19 protein-coding genes and 1 pseudogene are annotated in these 18,653 nt (G+C 42.5%); 10 read left to right on the plus strand and 10 right to left on the minus strand.

What is annotated here, in order from left to right:
- Positions 1–410: 410 nt before the first annotated feature.
- The 7 genes and pseudogenes from FTU39_RS13805 (at position 411) to FTU39_RS02730 (ending at position 6,324) form a co-directional block, all read left to right on the plus strand.
- Entirely contained in the window at positions 411–539 is a 129-nt protein-coding gene (locus FTU39_RS13805) for a hypothetical protein (RefSeq protein ID WP_257224385.1), read from the plus strand.
- 1,002 nt (positions 540–1,541) lie between these two features.
- Positions 1,542–1,754, plus strand: coding sequence for a hypothetical protein (locus FTU39_RS13810; protein ID WP_136144447.1), 213 nt, complete (start codon positions 1,542–1,544; stop codon positions 1,752–1,754).
- Positions 1,755–1,939: 185 nt separating this feature from the next.
- Positions 1,940–3,091 (plus strand): efflux RND transporter periplasmic adaptor subunit, encoded by a 1,152-nt coding sequence (locus FTU39_RS02710; protein ID WP_004975381.1) that lies wholly within the window; start codon positions 1,940–1,942, stop codon positions 3,089–3,091.
- Positions 3,088–4,296 (plus strand): ABC transporter permease, encoded by a 1,209-nt coding sequence (locus FTU39_RS02715; RefSeq protein WP_180051698.1) that lies wholly within the window; start codon positions 3,088–3,090, stop codon positions 4,294–4,296. Before FTU39_RS02710 ends, FTU39_RS02715 begins: the two co-directional genes overlap by 4 nt.
- A gap of 1 nt (position 4,297) precedes the next feature.
- On the plus strand, positions 4,298–5,005 hold the full coding sequence (locus FTU39_RS02720) for an ABC transporter ATP-binding protein (protein WP_180051699.1): 708 nt from the start codon (positions 4,298–4,300) through the stop codon (positions 5,003–5,005).
- A gap of 274 nt (positions 5,006–5,279) precedes the next feature.
- Positions 5,280–5,537, plus strand: a complete 258-nt coding sequence (locus FTU39_RS02725; RefSeq protein ID WP_004975373.1) for a hypothetical protein — start codon at positions 5,280–5,282, stop codon at positions 5,535–5,537.
- Positions 5,538–5,567: 30 nt separating this feature from the next.
- Positions 5,568–6,324, plus strand: a pseudogene (locus FTU39_RS02730) (zeta toxin family protein).
- A gap of 94 nt (positions 6,325–6,418) precedes the next feature.
- On the opposite strand, the gene FTU39_RS02735 reads toward FTU39_RS02730, so the two are convergent.
- The 3 genes from FTU39_RS02735 to FTU39_RS02745 all read right to left on the minus strand — a co-directional run bounded on the left by FTU39_RS02735 (position 6,419) and on the right by FTU39_RS02745 (position 8,387).
- A complete protein-coding gene (locus tag FTU39_RS02735; RefSeq protein WP_104852389.1) occupies positions 6,419–6,736 on the minus strand; it encodes a hypothetical protein in 318 nt (105 codons plus the stop codon).
- Between the two features lie 140 nt (positions 6,737–6,876).
- On the minus strand, positions 6,877–7,659 hold the full coding sequence (locus FTU39_RS02740) for a sulfite exporter TauE/SafE family protein (protein ID WP_104852390.1): 783 nt from the start codon (positions 7,657–7,659) through the stop codon (positions 6,877–6,879).
- A gap of 44 nt (positions 7,660–7,703) precedes the next feature.
- On the minus strand, positions 7,704–8,387 hold the full coding sequence (locus tag FTU39_RS02745; protein WP_096902279.1) for an MBL fold metallo-hydrolase: 684 nt from the start codon (positions 8,385–8,387) through the stop codon (positions 7,704–7,706).
- 193 nt (positions 8,388–8,580) lie between these two features.
- Here FTU39_RS02745 and FTU39_RS02750 point away from each other — a divergent pair, with 193 nt between their 5' ends.
- Positions 8,581–9,918: a sigma-54-dependent Fis family transcriptional regulator gene (locus tag FTU39_RS02750; protein WP_180051700.1), complete on the plus strand. Its 1,338-nt coding sequence runs from the start codon at positions 8,581–8,583 to the stop codon at positions 9,916–9,918.
- On the opposite strand, the gene FTU39_RS02755 is transcribed toward FTU39_RS02750, so the two are convergent.
- The 5 genes from FTU39_RS02755 to FTU39_RS02775 form a co-directional block, all read right to left on the minus strand.
- The gene (locus FTU39_RS02755; RefSeq protein WP_096902277.1) at positions 9,913–10,746 is read right to left on the minus strand and encodes an SDR family oxidoreductase; all 834 of its coding nucleotides are present in this window, start codon (positions 10,744–10,746) and stop codon (positions 9,913–9,915) included. The two genes, FTU39_RS02750 and FTU39_RS02755, sit on opposite strands and share 6 nt — an antisense overlap.
- A gap of 40 nt (positions 10,747–10,786) precedes the next feature.
- Positions 10,787–11,641 (minus strand): TauD/TfdA family dioxygenase, encoded by an 855-nt coding sequence (locus tag FTU39_RS02760; RefSeq protein ID WP_180051701.1) that lies wholly within the window; start codon positions 11,639–11,641, stop codon positions 10,787–10,789.
- Positions 11,595–13,286, minus strand: a complete 1,692-nt coding sequence (locus tag FTU39_RS02765) for an AMP-binding protein (RefSeq protein WP_180051702.1) — start codon at positions 13,284–13,286, stop codon at positions 11,595–11,597. The genes FTU39_RS02760 and FTU39_RS02765 overlap by 47 nt, the downstream gene beginning before the upstream one ends.
- A gap of 28 nt (positions 13,287–13,314) precedes the next feature.
- Complete coding sequence (locus FTU39_RS02770) at positions 13,315–14,109, minus strand: thermostable hemolysin (protein ID WP_167846200.1); 795 nt, start codon at positions 14,107–14,109, stop codon at positions 13,315–13,317.
- 220 nt (positions 14,110–14,329) lie between these two features.
- Positions 14,330–14,827, minus strand: a complete 498-nt coding sequence (locus FTU39_RS02775; RefSeq protein WP_096902274.1) for a thioesterase family protein — start codon at positions 14,825–14,827, stop codon at positions 14,330–14,332.
- A 120-nt stretch (positions 14,828–14,947) separates the two neighbouring features.
- Here FTU39_RS02775 and hemB point away from each other — a divergent pair, with 120 nt between their 5' ends.
- Together hemB and thiO are read left to right on the plus strand one after the other, a co-directional pair.
- Positions 14,948–15,961 carry a porphobilinogen synthase gene (hemB, locus tag FTU39_RS02780; RefSeq protein WP_004975342.1) on the plus strand — a complete coding sequence of 338 codons (1,014 nt, stop codon included), beginning with the start codon at positions 14,948–14,950 and terminating at the stop codon, positions 15,959–15,961.
- 13 nt (positions 15,962–15,974) lie between these two features.
- Positions 15,975–17,093: a glycine oxidase ThiO gene (gene thiO, locus FTU39_RS02785; protein WP_004975341.1), complete on the plus strand. Its 1,119-nt coding sequence runs from the start codon at positions 15,975–15,977 to the stop codon at positions 17,091–17,093.
- Positions 17,094–17,113: 20 nt separating this feature from the next.
- Here thiO and FTU39_RS02790 read toward each other — a convergent pair whose 3' ends face one another.
- Together FTU39_RS02790 and FTU39_RS02795 are read right to left on the minus strand one after the other, a co-directional pair.
- Positions 17,114–18,031, minus strand: a complete 918-nt coding sequence (locus FTU39_RS02790) for a TIGR01777 family oxidoreductase (protein WP_180051703.1) — start codon at positions 18,029–18,031, stop codon at positions 17,114–17,116.
- Positions 18,032–18,167: 136 nt separating this feature from the next.
- The gene (locus FTU39_RS02795) at positions 18,168–18,614 is read right to left on the minus strand and encodes an ABZJ_00895 family protein (RefSeq protein WP_004975337.1); all 447 of its coding nucleotides are present in this window, start codon (positions 18,612–18,614) and stop codon (positions 18,168–18,170) included.
- Positions 18,615–18,653 lie beyond the last annotated feature (39 nt).

The raw sequence follows: 18,653 nt of genomic DNA on the forward strand, positions 1-18,653 counted from the left end.
AGATAACCATGCAGACTATCCATTATGGTTTACCTCTATTTTGAGGGAATCCCATCCCATCAAAACCTAGACCTTGATTGCCAACCTAAATCATTAGTGAAATTTCATATTGAAAAACACTGTAAAATGACTGAAATACAGAGTACATAAGGCATTGAGCCTGATTTAATACCTATCAATTAAAGTGAGGTTATCAATGGAAAAAACACACGGTCAAATTGAAGATTGTTTGAGCTTGGACAGCCGAGTCATGGCTCGATATAAGGTATTTGATGGTGGAGGCAGTAACTCATGGGCATGGCGAAAAGGCGACTCTAAAGAAGTATTTTCATCTATAACATATCACTACGATAACGGCGGTTTAACATTAAGCTACACATGCAACGAGCAGCAGCACCGCTATTTAGTGAATGTTGTCACCACACCATGCAACTACGGTGGTAAGCGATATTGGTTTAATTGCCCAAAGTGTTCTAAGCGAGTTGCAAAGCTATACCTACGCAATTCAATGTTTTTCTGTAGAACTTGCCACAAACTGAACTACAGCACACAGCAGAGTTGCAAACTAGAAAGCACCCGAGTTGGTATGTATAAAATCAGGAATAAACTTAACTGGCAGTATGACACCGCATTCATGAAGTCGTGGCATAAGTTGAAGCCTAAAGGGATGCACCATTCAACCTATAACAGATTGGTGCAGAGGCATGACGAACTAGAGCGAAAGTCAGAGCAATATTGCATTGCAAACTTTCATGCCTTTATGAATAGACATGGTTTAAAGCCATCATGGGATTAAACAGGACTTGCACAGTAGTCCAAGCCTTATCATTTATTAACAGCATGACAGCGCAATTTTGCATTTCGCAACAACTACGCGCGCGCACGCGAGGGAGCGAGTACCTCAAAGTCACTCACAAAGGATAAGATTCTAAATCTGAGCCACCAGTAAGGGGAGCAGCTTTAAATACTCTATTCCGCTTCAATTGAATGGTGGGAGCGAAAAAACACAGCAAACAATTGTTGAAGTGCTAGAGAATCAAGAAAAACGCGCGCGTGCGAGCGAGTTTGAATCCTGAGTTGGACTCCCCTTTTCCCCACCAAACCCGACAAGAAAAACAGCCTAGCAGCACATAATTTGTATCCCAGTTTGTATCCCTAACTTTTCAATAATATTTTTATTATTTATAAACAATAGCTTATTAAGTTTGTTCAATTGACGCCACCCCACCAAATTCTTAAATTCATATGAAGTTACATAACTAAATATGACTAAAAAAGCCTTTAAACTCAATGTTTAAGGGCTTTTTTTATGGGTTTAGCGTCCAATGCTATCCAGAACAAATTGACCCAAATTTGAATAAATTGGGTCAAAATTGGGTCAATTTGACCCACAACTTTTGAGCATCGTTTACCACGAGTAAACACACTCTAAATGCAACTGTCATCAATCTGTAATATGACTTGCTTCTTCCTCATGTGATAATTCAACTTTATTTTTGAGGGTTTGGGAATGTCAGAGAACATCAGCTTAGATTATTTAAATGGACTCATCCGTACTGCTGAGAAAAAAAGATAAAAAAATTGATAAGATTTTATTGGGCTATAAGGCTTATTATTTTTTCATGTCAGATAGTGAGTTCCATAAGGCAGTGACTAGCTCTGCACTCTCGCCAAGCAAACGCAAATATAAAGACCATAAAATTAAAGTGACCCAAGACGACTATCAAATTGAGGTAAAACTTCACGAAAAATGATCAGGATTGCTCACTTTTGCACAATACAGGTTCAAATCCACTTTTAGGATTTGAGCCTTTTTATTGGACGGTTTATTCATCTCCAAACATTTTTCGCTTTCACTCCCCAAACCGAATAACTCCCCCGCACAACAACAAAATAGATTATATTATCCTTAATTGATAAAAAATTATGCGGAGTACACATGCAGGTATTTCCCTTAGGCAAGCGAACGATTTCCGTGATTGTGGTCATTGTAGCTTTGGTTTTATTGTTAATTTACGTAGTCTTACGCACAGGCCCATTTGCCCCTGTCAACGTCACCCTCACGCAAGTCAAATATCAATCCATTCAACCTAGCCTGTTTGGCGTAGCAACCGTTGAAGCGCGTTATAATTATAAAATTGGCCCAACTGCAGCAGGTCGCTTAAAAAACTTAAAAGTAGATATTGGCGATAACGTACAAGCAGAACAACTGTTAGGCGAAATGGATCCTGTCGATCTAGAAGATCGTTTATTGGCTCAACGTGCGATAATCCAAAAAATTACCGCTCAGCAACAAGACACTCAAATCCGTCAAAATTTTGCGCAGCAACAAGTCAATCGTTATCAACAACTAGCTAAAATCAATGCCACCAGCCAAGAATCTTTAGCCATTAAACAACAAGAGCTCGATTTGGCAACGGCGGCACTCAGCGCGATGCAACAAGAACTCAATAAAGCACGTGCAGACCTGAATACCTTACAAGCACAGCGTGATAATTTAAATTTAGTGGCCACAGCTGCAGGTGTCGTCACTGCACGTTATGCAGAACCGGGTTCAACGGTGGTAGCAGGTCAAACCGTACTAGAAATTGTCGATCCTAACTCCATTTGGATGAATGCCCGTTTCGATCAATCCAGTGCGATTGGTTTAGCTGCTGACTTACCAGCTCAAATTCATTTACGTTCACGGCAAAATAATGCTTTGGCAGGTCATGTGTTATGGGTAGAACCTCGTGCCGATGCCATTACCGAAGAAATTTTAGCTAAAGTGGTTTTTAATCAACCTCCAACGCCTCTTCCGCCTTTGGGTGAGTTAGCAGAAGTCACCATCAGCCTCGCACCATTGGCACGCAGCTTAACCATTCCCAATGCGGCAGTTCACCGTATCAATAACCAAGTAGGCGTGTGGAAAGTTGTGGCCGAAAAGCCGCAATTTGTTGAAGTTCAATTAGGACGTTCAAATTTAGCGGGCGATGTGCAAGTGCTCGCAGGCTTATCCGAAAATGATCAAGTGGTGCTGTATAGTGAAAAACCCCTACATGCCAAAAACCGTTTACGGGTTGTCAAGCAACTTGCAGGAGCAGCTAAATGATTAGTCTGGCAGGTCGTGATATTTTCCATTCATGGGGTAAATTTGTATTTACTGGCTTTGGACTCGGCTTGCTGATTGGTGTGACCTTAATTATGGCTGGCGTGTATCGCGGCATGGTAGATGATGCCAAAGCCCTGCTGAATAACAGTGGTGCTGACCTATGGGTAGTGCAGCAAGATACACTTGGCCCTTATGCAGAACCTTCAAGTGTGCGTGATGATTTATATCGCAGCGTGATGAATATGCCCGGGGTGGCGCATGCTTCAAATATTACTTATTTAACCATGCAAGTGCATCATCAAGATAAAGATATTCGCTCGATGGTGGTCGGGATTCAAACAGGTGAACATGCGTGGAATAACTTGGGGTGGCCGCCACATTTATTGGCAGGACGTCAATTGACCCGCGGGCACTATGAAGCCGTAGCCGACATGAGTACGGGATTAAAGTTGGGTGATCGTATTAAAATCCGTCGTAACACCTTTACCGTGGTGGGTTTAACCCGACGCATGGTGTCTTCGGGTGGTGACCCGATGATTTTTATTCCGCTGAAAGATGCACAACAGGCGCAATTCCAAAAGGACAATGCTGCCATTTTACAAGACCGTAGACGAATTGCAGAAAACCCGATTTATAATCGCCCTGCTTATCCTGACTTGCTTGAAAGCGTACTCAATGCACAAAGCAGCAACCGTTATGTAAACGCCATTTTAGTCCGTTTAAATGCAGGTGCTTCGGCTGAAGAAACAGCAGCACATATTCAGCGTTGGCAACAACTAACAGTCTATACCCGCCCGCAGATGGAACACATTTTAATCAGCAAAATGATTGCCACATCCGCCAAACAAATTGCCATGTTTTTGGTGATTTTGGCCTTGGTCAGCGCCGCGATTGTGGCATTTATTATTTATACCCTGACTATGGACAAAATTCGTGAAATTGCGGTCTTAAAATTAATTGGCACACGCAATCGCACAATCGCTTGGATGATCTTGCAACAAGCACTCGCGCTTGGATTAATTGGGTTTGCTGTTGGTAAAATCAGTTCAACCTTTGCCGCACCATATTTCCCGAAATATGTCTTATTGGTTCCGCAAGATTCTATTTTTGGATTTATTGCGGTGATGCTGATTTGCATGTTAGCCAGTTTGGTTGCAATTCGGATGGCACTGCGTATTGACCCTGCCGAAGCAATTGGGGGATAACATGACACACGGCATTTTAATTGAAGGTTTAAAAAAGCGTTTTGGACAAGGTGACAATGCCTTTTATGCCTTAAAAGATGTCAATATGCAGGTTGCGCCCGGTGAAGTAGTTGGGCTGATTGGCCCCTCAGGTTCGGGCAAAAGTACCTTACTCAAATGTTTAGGTGCAGTGATTGATCCTACCGAAGGACGCATGACTTTGGGCGATGAGGTGATTTTTGATCAACGTTGGTTAGTCAAAGACTTAAGCGCCTTACGCCGCGATAAAATTGGTTTTATGTTCCAAACCCCGTACTTAATTCCTTTTTTAAATGTTTTGGATAATGTAGCGCTGCTGCCGATGTTAGCAAGTGTAGCAAATGACATTGCCCGCGCCCGCGCATTGGAAATTTTAACGGCGCTCGATGTGCAGCATCGGGTACATGCCATGCCTGGGCAATTGTCTGGTGGTGAACAACAGCGTGTCGCCATTGCACGTGGTTTGATTAATCAACCGCCTGTGATTTTAGCCGATGAACCCACTGCACCATTGGATAGTGTACGCGCGATGACCGTGATTCGCTTATTACACGAAATGGCAGAAAAATTTCAAACTGCAATTATTGTAGTCACACATGACGATAAAATCATCCCTACCTTTAAACGCTTGTACCACATTCGAGATGGTGTGACTTATGAAGAACAAGGCGAAGGACGTCCTTTTAAGTAGGCTCTAAAGTTTTCAGCGCTGGAAACTGATGTTTTAGCTCAATATCAAAAGCAATAAAATATCTGCATTTCAAGTTACATGCGACACAATGCTAAAAAACGGTTGATGTGGTATTCTGATAGCATCAGAAATGCAAAAATATAATACTTACTAGCTTCATACTGTTCTTGGAATTTAATCAAAATACGCATATATTGATTAAATAGAGCAATTTATTCTTAATCCAAGAATTGACGCGCTAACCATGAAACTTAATCACCTAGAGGTTTTAGATATGTCAACTAGAAACCGAACCAATGAAAGTGAAATCGCTACAGCTGCAGCTGACGTTTTGCGTGAACGCTTCATTGCAGTAGCTCACAGTGATCGAGTACTTTATGTGGAAAATGATGCCTTAGTCAGCAAAACCCCGAATGGCAAACCAGTTTTAATCAAACAGTTATCTGGTCGGAACCCTGATCTAGCCCGCCAGTTTAATGGTCGCAGAACCTTTAAAATTAGAAAACGTAACATAGAGGCTACTGCAGAATAATTTATGTTGCCAAAAACACCTCGAATCAGAATGTTTGCGGGTCCAAATGGATCGGGCAAAAGTACGATGATTAATGGTTTAGATAGCCGTTTATCTAAATTGTTTTTGAATGCTGACAACCTTGAGCGCGATCTTAAAGCCACACCCATTCTTGATCTAAGTCAATTTGATATACGCATTAATGCAAACATATTGGTTGATTATCTTACTCAAGCAAGTCGACCACTAAAAAATGCAGATGGTACTCTAAGCAAAAGTCCTCTCCTCTCAGTAGATCCTGTGATTGATGGAAGCTTAATCGACTTAAGCGGGAACACGATTGATTCCTACCTCGCAGCCCGAATTCTTGATGTCATCCGTAAAGAGTTACTTACGCTTAAGGTTGGATTTACATTTGAAACCGTAATGTCTCATGAGAGTAAAATCGAGTTTTTGCGAGATGCTAAAACGCAAGGCTATCGTACCTATTTATACTTTGTGACGACTGAGGACCCTGATATTAATGTGGACCGAGTTAAACAACGTGTGAAAAATGGTGGTCATCCAGTCGAAGAAAACTAAAATCCGTGAACGCTATTTCCGCACTATGCACATGTTGATTGATGCGATTGAAGTATCTGACCGAGCGTATTTATTTGATAACTCAAGTAATGCGACCAAGAATATGGCTTCTTATATCTGAGAAGTGACTAACGGAGATACATTGATCATTAATCCAGATTTTAAAGGAGAGTTTCCGATCTGGTTTGAAAAATATGTACTTGTTCATTTGGTTGATGAAGAATAAAAAAACCGCGCTTAAATCATTCAAACGCGGTTTTTTAAATATTCACAGGTCAGTAAACTGAACCCATCGGCATCTTATTCAGCCAACATTTTACTCAGTATTCATAGCCATTGTTGATAGACCATTGCTGCAATTTGCCATAATAGATTTCATCACTGAACAGCAGGTCTGCTTTAGAGGCAGCATTACTTTCTTCGGTTGGGCAGAAACCATCATCACAATCGGCATCGACAACCCAGCAACCACGCACAAATAATACTTTATTGCCTTCTTGCTCCAGTTGTTTCTGAACGCGATCAATCGCTTCATGTAAGTCATCTGCGCCTAAATATGCGGTCAAATACGCATAAGAGCCTGTTTCATCGGATGCTTTGCGGAACTCGACACCCACACAAAATAAATGTTTTTTCATTCTTGGCTCCTTGTCATCTTATACAGCTAAACTAATCTTTAATTTGGTCTAGGTCTAGTGCTTTTTCTTACACTTAACAATACGTTACCTATTCACAATACTGCAGTTCAAAGTAAAAACATAGTATCCAAATATTAGACTTAAGCCATAATCGCTGTATAAATGAGGTAGAACGCAACACCAATGACTGTTGTAGCAAATACCTTTTGTACAGTATTGCTATTCATGCGATGTACCAAAGTACGTCCAAGTAACATCCCGACAATACACGCCAGAACAAAGGTGATGGTGACTGCCATTGGGTACTGAAAGCCATCTAAAACGTGTGCTGAAATACTCACGCCACCAATCAGGAAAATAATCATCAAAGAGGTTGCGACGATACTGCGCATATCCAAATCGGTAAATTTACGCAATAACGGCACAATAATAAAACCACCGCCCACACCCAACAAACCCGTCAGCAAGCCTGCAATTACACCCACACCACCAAGCAAAGACGCCGTTTTAACATTCCAAATTAAGCGTCCTGTGTTTTGGTTTACCTTACACGGTGGATTAGTTTGGTCGTTGACCTTATTAAAGAAAATACGATACGCCACAATAAACATGACCAGACTGAACGCCAGTGTTAACCACATGGGCGGCACAATACCTGCCAAATGCACCCCATAACGCGCAGATGGAATACTGATTAGGGCAATCCACAATGCAGCACGATAACGTACAATACGTTTGAACAAGCCTTCAACTGTGCCAACCAAAGCTGCCAAAGTGACTGCCAATAAACCCACGGGTGCAGCCTGCGCCACAGTCCAGCCTTGGCTTGCCATAAGAGCAGGAACGGCAAGAATACCGCCCCCTGCCCCTGTCAAACCCAGCAAAGTACCAATCGCCAAGCCTTCTAGGATTAACATCCACATGCGTATTTTCCCCTATTCCATCACTGTGTTGTGCTGTGCAAGCATTACTTGCCGCAAACTTTATTGGCAGGCAAAGCCACATCAATATGTTTTGGATAAGGCAGTTTTAAATTCTGCATAAGGGTAATAAATTCCGCTTTGGTGCGCCCTTGTCCTAAACGCGAGTTATTGCGTTTTTCCTGCCCAACGGTAGAAGACACACGCCCTTTGTAGTCATGCCCTGGGTACACCAAAGTGTCATCAGGTAAGCTAAAAATTTGTAGATGAATGCTGTCATATAAAGTCGCTGGGTTGCCTTCCTGAAAGTCAGTACGACCACAACCATCAATTAACAACGCATCGCCAGTGAATACCATGCCATTGACCACATAGCTGGTACAGGCGTTGGTATGACCCGGGGTATAACGTGCTTCAATCAACAATTCACCCACACGAATGGCGCTGCCATCGGTAATGAAAATATCGCCACACACCACACCTGAATTACGATGTAATACAGTTTTACAACCAAAACGTGTTCTGAGTTCGTTGGCAGCAGTAATATGGTCAGCGTGTACGTGCGTATCTAAGCTATACACCAATTGCAAATCATGCTGTTCTAGAAAAGCAGCATATTGCTCAACCTCTGAAATTACAGGGTCAATCAGCACCGCTTCACGGGTTTGTTCAGATGCCAATAAGTAAGTATAGGTCGAGCTGTCAGCTTCAAAAAATTGATGAAAGATCATGAGATATACACCAAGTTTTATATTTTGTTATTCTTAATTTTGCAAATATAGTGCCAACTTAATCTCTTTTAAATATATTAATAAAATACAATATATTAAGAGATATTGTTTAATTTAGATCATCCTCCATGTTTCACATCTGTTGCATTTTGTGTTTCAATTGAATCAATAATGAAACAAAAGATGAAACATCATGAATGCGATACATGACTTTGAACAACAAGCCAGTCTTGAAAGCTTTTTGTTTCATTTACAACAACTTTGTCCAGACAGTTTGCTCTATGTTTATGACGACATTGCTCAAACATGGATTTATGAATATGCACAAGATGCTTCTGTTTCTGCAGCTACGGGTAAAACATTAAAAAACCAATTATTGAAATTAAAACTACAATCACAATCAGCATCACAACCACAGACAGGTCTGCTGCAACTCCCGAATAGTGCTAAGGCATGGCACTACCACAGCTTAAATATTCGTGTCCATACAGCCGATTTCACAGGATGTTTATTCTTTCTGCAGCCTAGCGTTGCAACAGTGTCATCACAAACACTCACCCCATCTGCCCAAGCACAAAATAGTTTGGCGGAGTTTTTCCATAGTGATTCGCCACAAATGCAGCATATGTATTCCATTATTGAACGGGTAGCGATTACTGAGTTTCCTGTTTTGGTGCGTGGTGAATCTGGTAGTGGTAAAGAGTTGGTGGCGCAAGCAGTACATGCACGCAGCCAACGGCATGCACAAGTCTTTATTGCGATTAACTGCGCGGCTTTAAATGCCAATATTTTAGAAAGTGAATTGTTTGGGCATGTGAAAGGTGCATTTACAGGGGCAATTCGTGAGCATAAAGGTGTGTTTGAACGTGCTGCAGGTGGTACTTTATTTTTAGATGAAATTGCAGAAATTCCACTGGAACTGCAAGCCAAATTATTGCGAGTATTAGAAACGGGCGAATTCACCCCTTTGGGCGGTGAAAAAGCGATTAAATCGAATGTCAAAATTATTACCGCAACCCATCGCGCTTTACGTGAAGAAGCGCGTTTAGGCAGATTTCGCCAAGATTTACTTTATCGTTTACGGGTGATTCCAATTTTTGTGCCACCACTACGTGAACGTAAACAAGATATCCCTAAAATTGCAGCATTTATTTTGCAACAACAAGCCCAGTTTCAGGTCACGCCACATTTGACCGAGCAAGCACTGAAGGTATTAATCAATTACGACTGGCCGGGCAACGTGCGTGAATTAAAGAATACCTTGCTGTATGCATTGACCATGTCAGCAGGTAAAACGGAAATTGATCAACACGATTTACCCGATGAAATTGTGCATGCTAGTTTGAAACTCGCCACAGCTACCCCAACGCCACAACCTATTGAGCTGCCCATCAAAACCAACAATAAAGTAGATAAAGACACACTGCAGGATTTACTGGAAAAATATCAGGGGCAAACTGAATTGGTGGCACAAGCCTTGGGCATTAGCCGAACCACCTTATGGCGTTATCGAAAAAAATATCATTTATGAGGCGGAAGTTTGCTGAATAAAGGACGCTTTGCTTTGATCTGCATATTCATAAATGGTGTCTAAATCTTTTTGAATGGCAGCTGCGACTCGGCTAGGCATCAACTGATTAAGTTTTACAAAGACTTTTTCAGGATAACCGACCTGATAGGATTGACGGTCTGTTTGTAAAAATTGATACAGTTCTTGTGCCACAAATTCAGGTGAATCCACTTTTGTACCCATTTTGATATTCATTTCAATCACATCGGGATTATTCATACTGGTATTGGTCGCGCGTGGGGAGAAATATCTAAAACGAATGGCAGTCTGACAATACTCTCGCGCCAACGCTTCAGTTGCACCACGCAAGGCAAACTTACTGGCGCAATAACTCACATAGCCAGGATAGCCGATGCTGCCAAAAGTCGAGCCAATATTGATGATCTGACTCGGCTGACTGTCCGACATATATGGAATCACATCCTGAATCAGTTGCAGCGGATAAGCCACATTGACCAACATCATTTGCTCAATGGTATCCTGTGATTGCTGCGCAAACAGACGAAAATCATTCATGCCTGCATTGTTAATATAGTAATGAATCGGCTGTTTTAATGCGGCAAGTGCCTGAATAAAATCATGACGACTGCTGGCATCAATTAAATCACAACGCAGACTGTGTAATTGCAACTGAGGATACTGCTGCGCCAGACTTTGCTCTAGTTGTTGCAAGGTGTCTTGCTTACGCCCAACCAAAATTAAGTTTAAGCCTTTTTCAGCAAAATGATGCGCAATCGCATGACCAATCCCGCCTGTTGCCCCGAAAATCACCGCAGTTAAATTTGACATAAAAGATACTCTCAATTTTAAGATATTCGATACAACTCAATTATAAAAATGCAGGATTCAGTCCCAAGCCCATACAAATATAGAGTTTACGATCTTCTAATGGCACCAATATTTCACGTCTGCCATGCATAAAGCGCTTGTTATCAATGAGCACCACATCACCATCTTGCCAGTCAATTTCTGAGGTTTCACGCTCGCATCGCTCTGCCAACTCTTCCAATAATTCCGCTTGGATTTCGCTGCCATCGGCAAAGTAAAAACGCGGCTTTTCGTAATTATAAGAAGGCCCCAACAAGGTGTTGGCAAAGGCAGGCACAGCTTTTAAATTGTCATGGCGAATCATCGGCATGCTTAAATCGTACTGTACGCCTTCATCATGCGCAGGGCGAATCCGTTGTCTAGGAATCATCGCAATAAAATGAGCGAGTTCCCGCTGCCCGACCTGTGCAGCATCGGCAATATTGAGTGCTGTCGCCACATACTTTTGCCACATCGCTTTGGGTAAGTAACGGCTGATGGTCATCGGTTCAGCAAATTTCTGCTTCAGTGTGTCAGGCAGTTTTTGCCATACCTCATGTCCATCACATAAAGTAGTCTGCGAACCACGCGAAGCACTTTTTTCACTAAAAAAAGCAATAATATCAGGCGGCATTGGGGTTGAACCATTTTCTATATGCAGTCCCATTGCCTGCGTACCTGCATCTACTTTTTGCGATTGTCGGGTCACATTTTCACGTGCAGGGTCATAGGTCAGCTTTTGGCAAATATTGCTCATCAGCCCACTAAACGCATTCACATCATAATGTTCATTTCTAAGTAAAACCCAACCGTGCTCCACCAAACGATCTTTAATTTGTTGTGGGGAATGTTTGAATTGCTGTTGTGCAATATTCATGTGATTTCTCTCTATCTCTATTGATGACTGACAGGTTGATGTCTATCTGTGAAACATCTCCAAGATCAGCCATTAAATACGTTGTAGGATGTGCCAAAGCTGTCTGATACTGTTGCTGAATGACTGCTCTACGCAATTTTCCGTTATCGGTTAACATCTGATTATTTAAAGAAAAAGGTTGTTCAGCACGGCACCAGTGTTTAATTTGGGCATAATCAGGCATACGGGTATTGGCACGATAAATCGCGGCTGCCAATTGCGCATCTGAACGATGTTCCTCGGCATAAATCACTGCAGATAATGACGGCTGCGCTTCACCAAACACGGCAATCTGTTGAATTTCAAGCTCACTCAAACTGTTCGATTCAACCCATTCTGGTGAAATATTGCGCCCAAAACTGCTGACAATAATTTGCTTGATACGCCCCGTGATATATAAATAGCCATCTTCATCAAAATAACCTGCATCGCCTGTGTGAATATCGGCTGATACCGCATCCTGCTCACGCCCAAGTTCATGCATATATCCCAACCTGGCATTGCCCTTGACCACCACTTCTTGATTGGCAGCAATTTCGACTTGAACATGCGGTAATACGCGGCCAACACTGCCAATTCTGCGAGCTTCAGGCAGGTTTAAACTCACGACCGATGCACATTCAGACAGACCATAACCTTCATAAACAGGTAAATTGAATTGCTGACACTGCTTGAGTAAATCTGCAGACACCTTGCCACCACCCACGGCAATAAACTTCAAAGTGCGCAAGCCAAAATCGCCGTGTTGATGGATATATTCCACAATCGCTTTGAGCATTTGCGGCAATAAAATCACGCTTTCAATGCGATATTGCTGCACGGCATCGACAAAGCGTGAAACATCAAACTCATGGTTGGACAGCAAACCGAACTGGCTGACTTCACCCACCACCACTGCACGTCCCATGTGAAAAGGCACATACACGCCTGCGATATTTTCAAGCAATGTTGCAAATGGAATTAGACACAAATGCCGCCCAAGCTGGCTACTTTGTAATGCCTGACTTAAAGAGTGTGTAATTGAATTGATGGTGGCTTCTGCCAAACACACACTTTTGGGTGTACCTGTACTGCCCGAGGTATAAGTAATTTTTGTAGGCTGCTCAGCAGAATTTGGGGATAAATGCGGTTGTGCTGTTTCAACGCTTAGACGAAACAACTGCCCTTGATATAAATCTGATGGTGGCAAAACCTGTGCCTGAACTGCATCAATCATCTCCAACAAAGCTTCTGGAATAGCAGTATTTCCAATAGCCGAGTTAACATTGGACGGAGTATCGCTTTGTGCAGTATCCGTCAAAATACACAGCAACTCCGCTTGGCTGTCTTGCAGTAAATGTTGCACTTGTGCAGCAGTAAAAAATAAAGGCACAGGAATGACTGTCATTGCAGCTTTACGTGCGGCTAAATCGACCACAATCCAATCGGCCTGATTCACACCCCACAACGCCAAACGCTGTACTTGATAAGTTGCCAATTCTGCACTGAGCAACTCAACCCGTTGCTGTAATGTGGCATAACTCAGTGTGGTTTGTGCCGTCACAATTGCTTCACGCTCAGGGTCTGTTTGGGCATAGTGATTCAGGTTTTCAAATAACTCATTCATCTTTCAATTTCCGCCTTTCTGCATGACCTTAGGCATAAAAACAATATTGCTGTTGCGTGACCGCCAACGCTGCTGCAACGTCAATCGCCAGTACATAAGGCTTCTGTTGGTAATAACTGCCCCATTGATGCTGTGCATCGCCCAAGGCTTCGGGGTTGGCTTTTTCTAGTACCTGAAAATGCAAACCCATTTGCTGTAACACATAGCGCACTGCTGCTGTTCCTGTGCAAACTGCCCACGACACATTGTTCTGCGATAAGTGAAAGACCAAAAAAGCCACCATCAATTTGGCTTTGCTCATGTCTTGCGCTGCCAAGTTGCCAATTTCAACAATCTGCGCGCGCGTTACAGGCACTTGGCTCAATTGGGTTAAAATGGTTTCAATGGGTGCACCTAAATACTGTTCCAAAAAGGCTTGGTTTGCGCCCAATGGTTGCATGCCAATCACCACTTGCATGTCGTGGTTTACATAGCCTGCAAACAAGGTATCTGAAAAAGTATTTATGGATGCCTGATGGACTTTTTGGTATTTATCTCGAATAAAATGCTCTAATGCCAAGCGTTGTTTGCTAGCATCTTGGGTCACAGTTGTCACATTTAAATGTTGTGCTGTTGTGTGTGCTTGAATCACCGAGGCATAGCTGTGTAATACATCTAAATGTGGCTGTTCTAGGTTCAACTGTTTTGGGTTCGTTTGTGGTTTATACGGCTGCGCTACAGATGCATACCCGTTGAATTGTTTTTTATTTTTTTGCTGATGAAAATTCGCATCCAGAAAATGCGTTTGACTGGATGATTGAGCATCAAAATTAAATTTGATCATGTGCATCACATTGGATAGAAAATAACTCAATGCTCAAGATAGAAATCTAAACTTAAAGAAAACTTAAGTCGCTACAAACTGTCACAATTCATAAAGTTGTTTATGCACACAAAAAAGGAGCTGATCACTCAACTCCTTATATGTCTAAAACAATAAACTAATCAAAATAAACAGTCATCCAATTAGGCAAAACACAATTGTTCGCGCCCTACCTTAGATTTTAATAGGCATAAGACGCAATTGCCGTTGCAATTGGTTTATCTTCATCATTGACCATCGTCATGCGCATGGTGCAGCCTTTACGCCCTAAACGTAAAGTTTCCGCACGGGCAATAAAATACTTACCGCGTCCCGGTGCTAAGTAATCCACCCGCATATCTACGGTAGCCAAACGGGTGACTTTTTTTATGGTATCGGGCAAGTCGTCAGGTTCAGTTCTTTTATATAACTCACCCATCGCCACAATACCGCCCACACTGTCCAAAATGGTTGCAGCAACACCACCATGTAAAATTTGGAAAGCCACGTTGCCCACCATATACGGTTGCATCTCAATATAGGCTTCAATTTGACCATCGACCACACGCATGCTCATGCCATTGTGTTGAAAAAATGGCGATCCATTAAATGCATTGACCAATTGTCTTAGCACGACATCAATATCGACTTTCGCGCCTAAATGTATATTCCCAGTCCAATTTTTCTCTGCATTACTCATAACGTGCCCAAAAGTCCAAACAACTCAATTTACCAACAATAAAAACAGCCAATGTATGCCCAAATGAAATTTAAGGGGCTACAATAGTCGTCTAGTTTAATACTGATCAGTGAGATTTTTATGACCTATACGTTCAATCGCCCTGCATTTCCTGCCACTCGTATGCGTCGTATCCGTAAAAATGATCAATTACGCGCCATGGTTCGCGAAACTCACTTAACCACAGATCACTTGATTTATCCTGTATTTGTTTTACCGGGACAAAATCAAACCCAAGATATTCCAAGCATGCCGAATATTCAGCGTTTATCGGCAGACTTATTACTCAAAAAAGCCGAGCGTTTAATGCAGTTGGGCGTGTCTAAACTGGCATTATTTCCAGTCACACCACAAGAAGACAAAAGCCTGACCGCAGAAGCAGCATGGCGTGAAGATGGCTTGGTGCAAAACACACTACGCCTGCTGAAAAAAGAATTGCCAGAGATGGTACTTATTACCGATGGCGCACTCGACCCGTACACCACTCATGGTCAAGATGGCATTATTGATGACACAGGCTATGTCCTGAATGATGAAACGGTTGAATGTCTAATTAAACAGGCGTTAAGCCATGCCGAAGCGGGTGCAGATGTGGTTGCGCCAAGTGACATGATGGATGGCCGTATTGGTGCGATTCGTCAGGCGTTGGAAAGCAACGGGCATATCTATACCTCTATCATGGCTTATTCAGCCAAATATGCCTCTAGCTTTTACGGTCCTTTCCGTGATGCAGTCGGTTCTGCCAGCAACCTAAAAGGCGGCAACAAATACAATTATCAAATGGATATTGGCAACCGTGCCGAAGCCTTGCATGAAATTGCACTGGATATTCAAGAAGGTGCAGACATGGTGATTGTAAAACCAGGCATGCCTTATTTAGACATTGTACGTGAAGTGAAAGATAACTTTGGTGTGCCAACCTTTGTCTATCAAGTGAGTGGTGAATACGCCATGCTTGCTGCCGCGATTCAAAATGGCTGGTTGTCGGACAGTGTGATTATTGAATCGCTAATGAGTTGCCGCCGTGCAGGTGCAGATGGTATTTGGACATATTTTGCCGAAGAAGCAGCACTCAAACTTAAAGATATGGCATAAACAGGCGACTTTCATGCACATCGCAATCATTGGTGCAGGCATCAGCGGTTTGTTGTCTGCACTCGAACTGGTAGAGCAGGGCTGCTCTATCAGTATTTTTGATCAACAACAAGCAGCACAAGCGGCATCATGGGCAGGTGGTGGAATTCTTTCTCCCATGTATCCGTGGCGTTATCCTCAAGCGGTCAATGACTTAGCCCAATTTGCCAAACCGCAGTACCAAGCATGGAATGAAAAACTCAAACCTATTACAGGCATTGATTTTGAAATCCATGAAACAGGCATGTTGATTTTTGATGAAGATGATTTTGAGATTGGTATAAATTATGCCGAACGTCATCATGAACCGATGCAGCAAGCTGAATGTCTGAATCGGGAACAGCTCGAACAAATTAACCCGCATATCCACCCCAAATTTAAACAAGCCCTGTATTTCTCACAACTTGCCAATGTGCGCAATCCGCGTTTATTACAATCGCTCACGCAATATTTGAAACAACATCCGCGCGTGCGATTTTTTGAACACTGCCCAATTCAGCAATTTCAGATCACTGAAGATCGTATTCAAGCCATTCAATCTGCCGATGGTCGCTTGCATCGTGCAGATCATATCGTGCTTGCGACAGGTGCATGGTCACAGCACTGGGCGGCACAACTGGGTTTAGAGATTCCTGTACAGCCTGTACAAGGGCAAATTGTGTTATTTAAAACCCCTGCACAATGGTTGCCAAGCATGTGCATGAACAAGGTGATGTACTTGATTCCACGTCAAGATGGGCATGTGCTATGCGGTTCCAGTATGCGTCACGTTGGTTTTGACACCACACCAAACCCGCAAACCCAACAAGATATTTTAACGGCTTGTTTTGAAATGGTGCCTGAATTGGCACAGTTCCCCATTGTGAAACAATGGGCTGGTTTACGTCCAGGCTCGCCTACAGGTGTGCCGTATATCGGCAAAGTGCCAAGCCTAAATAATGTATGGATGAATTTCGGACACTTCCGTAATGGCTTATGTATGGGCACTGCTTCAGCGCAGTTATTAAGACAGCTCATGCTTGGGCAAGAAACGATTGTTGATCCTGCCGCTTATGATCCAAAGCAGTTACAGCCCACCTCAATCTGTGCATAACACTCAGCATCATCCTCTGTTTAAGTAGAGGATGATGCACCCAGACAAGCCGCTAGCGCCTGTTCAAGTTTTGGATATTGAAAGCAATAGCCTGCTTGTTCTAACGCTTGTGGTTTAACATATTGCCCATTCAGCACCAATTGCGATTGCTCGCCCAATAACCAACGCAAGACAAAAGCAGGTAACACCAAAAATGGACGACGTTTTAAAAGCCGAGCTGCGGTTTCGGCAAAGTCTTGCTGACTGGTTTTTTCAGGTGCAACCACATTCAAAATTTTGGCGTCTACAGGTTGCATCATTAACCAGTGAATGGCCTGTAAAACATCTTGTATATGCACCCATGCAACAGGCTGCCGTCCATGCCCAATCCGCCCGACGGCATTTAAACGAATTGGTAATAACATTTGCGGTAAAATGCCGCCACCGCGTCCAAACACCACACCCAAACGCATAATTTTAGTATTTTGCTGGCTAAAGCTTAAAGCAGCCTGTTCCCATTGCTGACACAGTTGCGACATAAAAATATCTTGTGCTGCACTGTGCTCGGTACACAATGTAGACCATTGTTCCTGCGGGTCAATTCCGTAATACCCCACAGCCGAGCCTGAAATAATACACTTGGGGAAAATACGGCGCTTTTCAAGATATTGATATAAGTACAGTGTGGTCTGAACTCGACTATCGAGCAATTTTTGTTTGCGTTCTGCTGTCCATCTGCCCTGTCCAATACTTTCTCCCGCCAAATTAATCACATAATCAATTTGGTCGGTGTCGAGTTCATCTAACTGCTGAATCCAGCGTAATTGTGGATGTTTGGATACTCGATTGGGCTGTCGGGTTAGCCCCACCACCCGATAATCCTGTTGCAATAAAAATGGCAACAATTGTAAACCAATAAAACCACTTGCCCCTGTTACCAGTACCAAAGGTTTATGCATCTTCCAATCTCAGCATGATGAAAAATATAGTTTTAGCTATACGAGATTTAGACTGAATGTTCAAGTCTGAGCAAATCATCATCACATAACTGATCATGTATATTTGAAGAAAATCAGATATTAACAACTTCTTTTATCAGCCAAACATTTTAACTGCCATACGCTGTGCCTGTTTACCATAAAACCAATAGGTCAGCAGATACAATGGAATTGCGATCAACAAGAACATGATCACCACCACACTCATAAATTGTGGCTGTTGCAAATACTGTAAAAAATCTTGCCAAATGCTTGGGTTTTGGCGAGAAAATATCGCCAAACCTAATAATAAAAACGCCAAGTTATAGCCCCAAAAAATCAGGCTAAATCCTAAAGTAAATGTCTTGCGTTCCTTGTCATTCGGCGCACGGCGTTGTTGTTTTAAAAACTTATACAGCACTAAAATCATGGCAACCAAATAAGGCACCGCAGTTAAAATCCCGCCTACACCCGCAGGTAATAATGCAGCCAATACGCCACAAATACAGGTCATCACAAAGCAATACAAGAAAAACCAGATAAAATAACGGCTTAGCGATACCATAAAGATGACTCAGACAAAAGATTCAGCCTAGTATAAAAA

It is taken from the genome of Acinetobacter sp. YH12099 (genome assembly GCF_013419195.1).
Taxonomy (GTDB): Bacteria; Pseudomonadota; Gammaproteobacteria; order Pseudomonadales; family Moraxellaceae; genus Acinetobacter; species Acinetobacter towneri.

Excerpts from the sequence above, each read along its gene's own strand:
- hemB (WP_004975342.1), top strand. The coding sequence starts at position 14,948 with ATGACCTATACGTTCAATCGCCCTGCATTTCCTGCCACTCGTATGCGT.
- FTU39_RS13805 (WP_257224385.1), top strand. The coding sequence starts at position 411 with ATGTTGTCACCACACCATGCAACTACGGTGGTAAGCGATATTGGTTTA.
- FTU39_RS02770 (WP_167846200.1), bottom strand. The coding sequence starts at position 14,109 with ATGATCAAATTTAATTTTGATGCTCAATCATCCAGTCAAACGCATTTT.
- FTU39_RS02725 (WP_004975373.1), top strand. The coding sequence starts at position 5,280 with ATGTCAACTAGAAACCGAACCAATGAAAGTGAAATCGCTACAGCTGCA.
- FTU39_RS02795 (WP_004975337.1), bottom strand. The coding sequence starts at position 18,614 with ATGGTATCGCTAAGCCGTTATTTTATCTGGTTTTTCTTGTATTGCTTT.
- FTU39_RS02745 (WP_096902279.1), bottom strand. The coding sequence starts at position 8,387 with ATGATCTTTCATCAATTTTTTGAAGCTGACAGCTCGACCTATACTTAC.
- FTU39_RS02750 (WP_180051700.1), top strand. The coding sequence starts at position 8,581 with ATGAATGCGATACATGACTTTGAACAACAAGCCAGTCTTGAAAGCTTT.
- FTU39_RS13810 (WP_136144447.1), top strand. The coding sequence starts at position 1,542 with ATGGACTCATCCGTACTGCTGAGAAAAAAAGATAAAAAAATTGATAAG.
- thiO (WP_004975341.1), top strand. The coding sequence starts at position 15,975 with ATGCACATCGCAATCATTGGTGCAGGCATCAGCGGTTTGTTGTCTGCA.
- FTU39_RS02715 (WP_180051698.1), top strand. The coding sequence starts at position 3,088 with ATGATTAGTCTGGCAGGTCGTGATATTTTCCATTCATGGGGTAAATTT.
- FTU39_RS02790 (WP_180051703.1), bottom strand. The coding sequence starts at position 18,031 with ATGCATAAACCTTTGGTACTGGTAACAGGGGCAAGTGGTTTTATTGGT.
- FTU39_RS02720 (WP_180051699.1), top strand. The coding sequence starts at position 4,298 with ATGACACACGGCATTTTAATTGAAGGTTTAAAAAAGCGTTTTGGACAA.
- FTU39_RS02755 (WP_096902277.1), bottom strand. The coding sequence starts at position 10,746 with ATGTCAAATTTAACTGCGGTGATTTTCGGGGCAACAGGCGGGATTGGT.
- FTU39_RS02735 (WP_104852389.1), bottom strand. The coding sequence starts at position 6,736 with ATGAAAAAACATTTATTTTGTGTGGGTGTCGAGTTCCGCAAAGCATCC.
- FTU39_RS02710 (WP_004975381.1), top strand. The coding sequence starts at position 1,940 with ATGCAGGTATTTCCCTTAGGCAAGCGAACGATTTCCGTGATTGTGGTC.
- FTU39_RS02765 (WP_180051702.1), bottom strand. The coding sequence starts at position 13,286 with ATGAATGAGTTATTTGAAAACCTGAATCACTATGCCCAAACAGACCCT.
- FTU39_RS02760 (WP_180051701.1), bottom strand. The coding sequence starts at position 11,641 with ATGAATATTGCACAACAGCAATTCAAACATTCCCCACAACAAATTAAA.
- FTU39_RS02775 (WP_096902274.1), bottom strand. The coding sequence starts at position 14,827 with ATGAGTAATGCAGAGAAAAATTGGACTGGGAATATACATTTAGGCGCG.
- FTU39_RS02740 (WP_104852390.1), bottom strand. The coding sequence starts at position 7,659 with ATGTGGATGTTAATCCTAGAAGGCTTGGCGATTGGTACTTTGCTGGGT.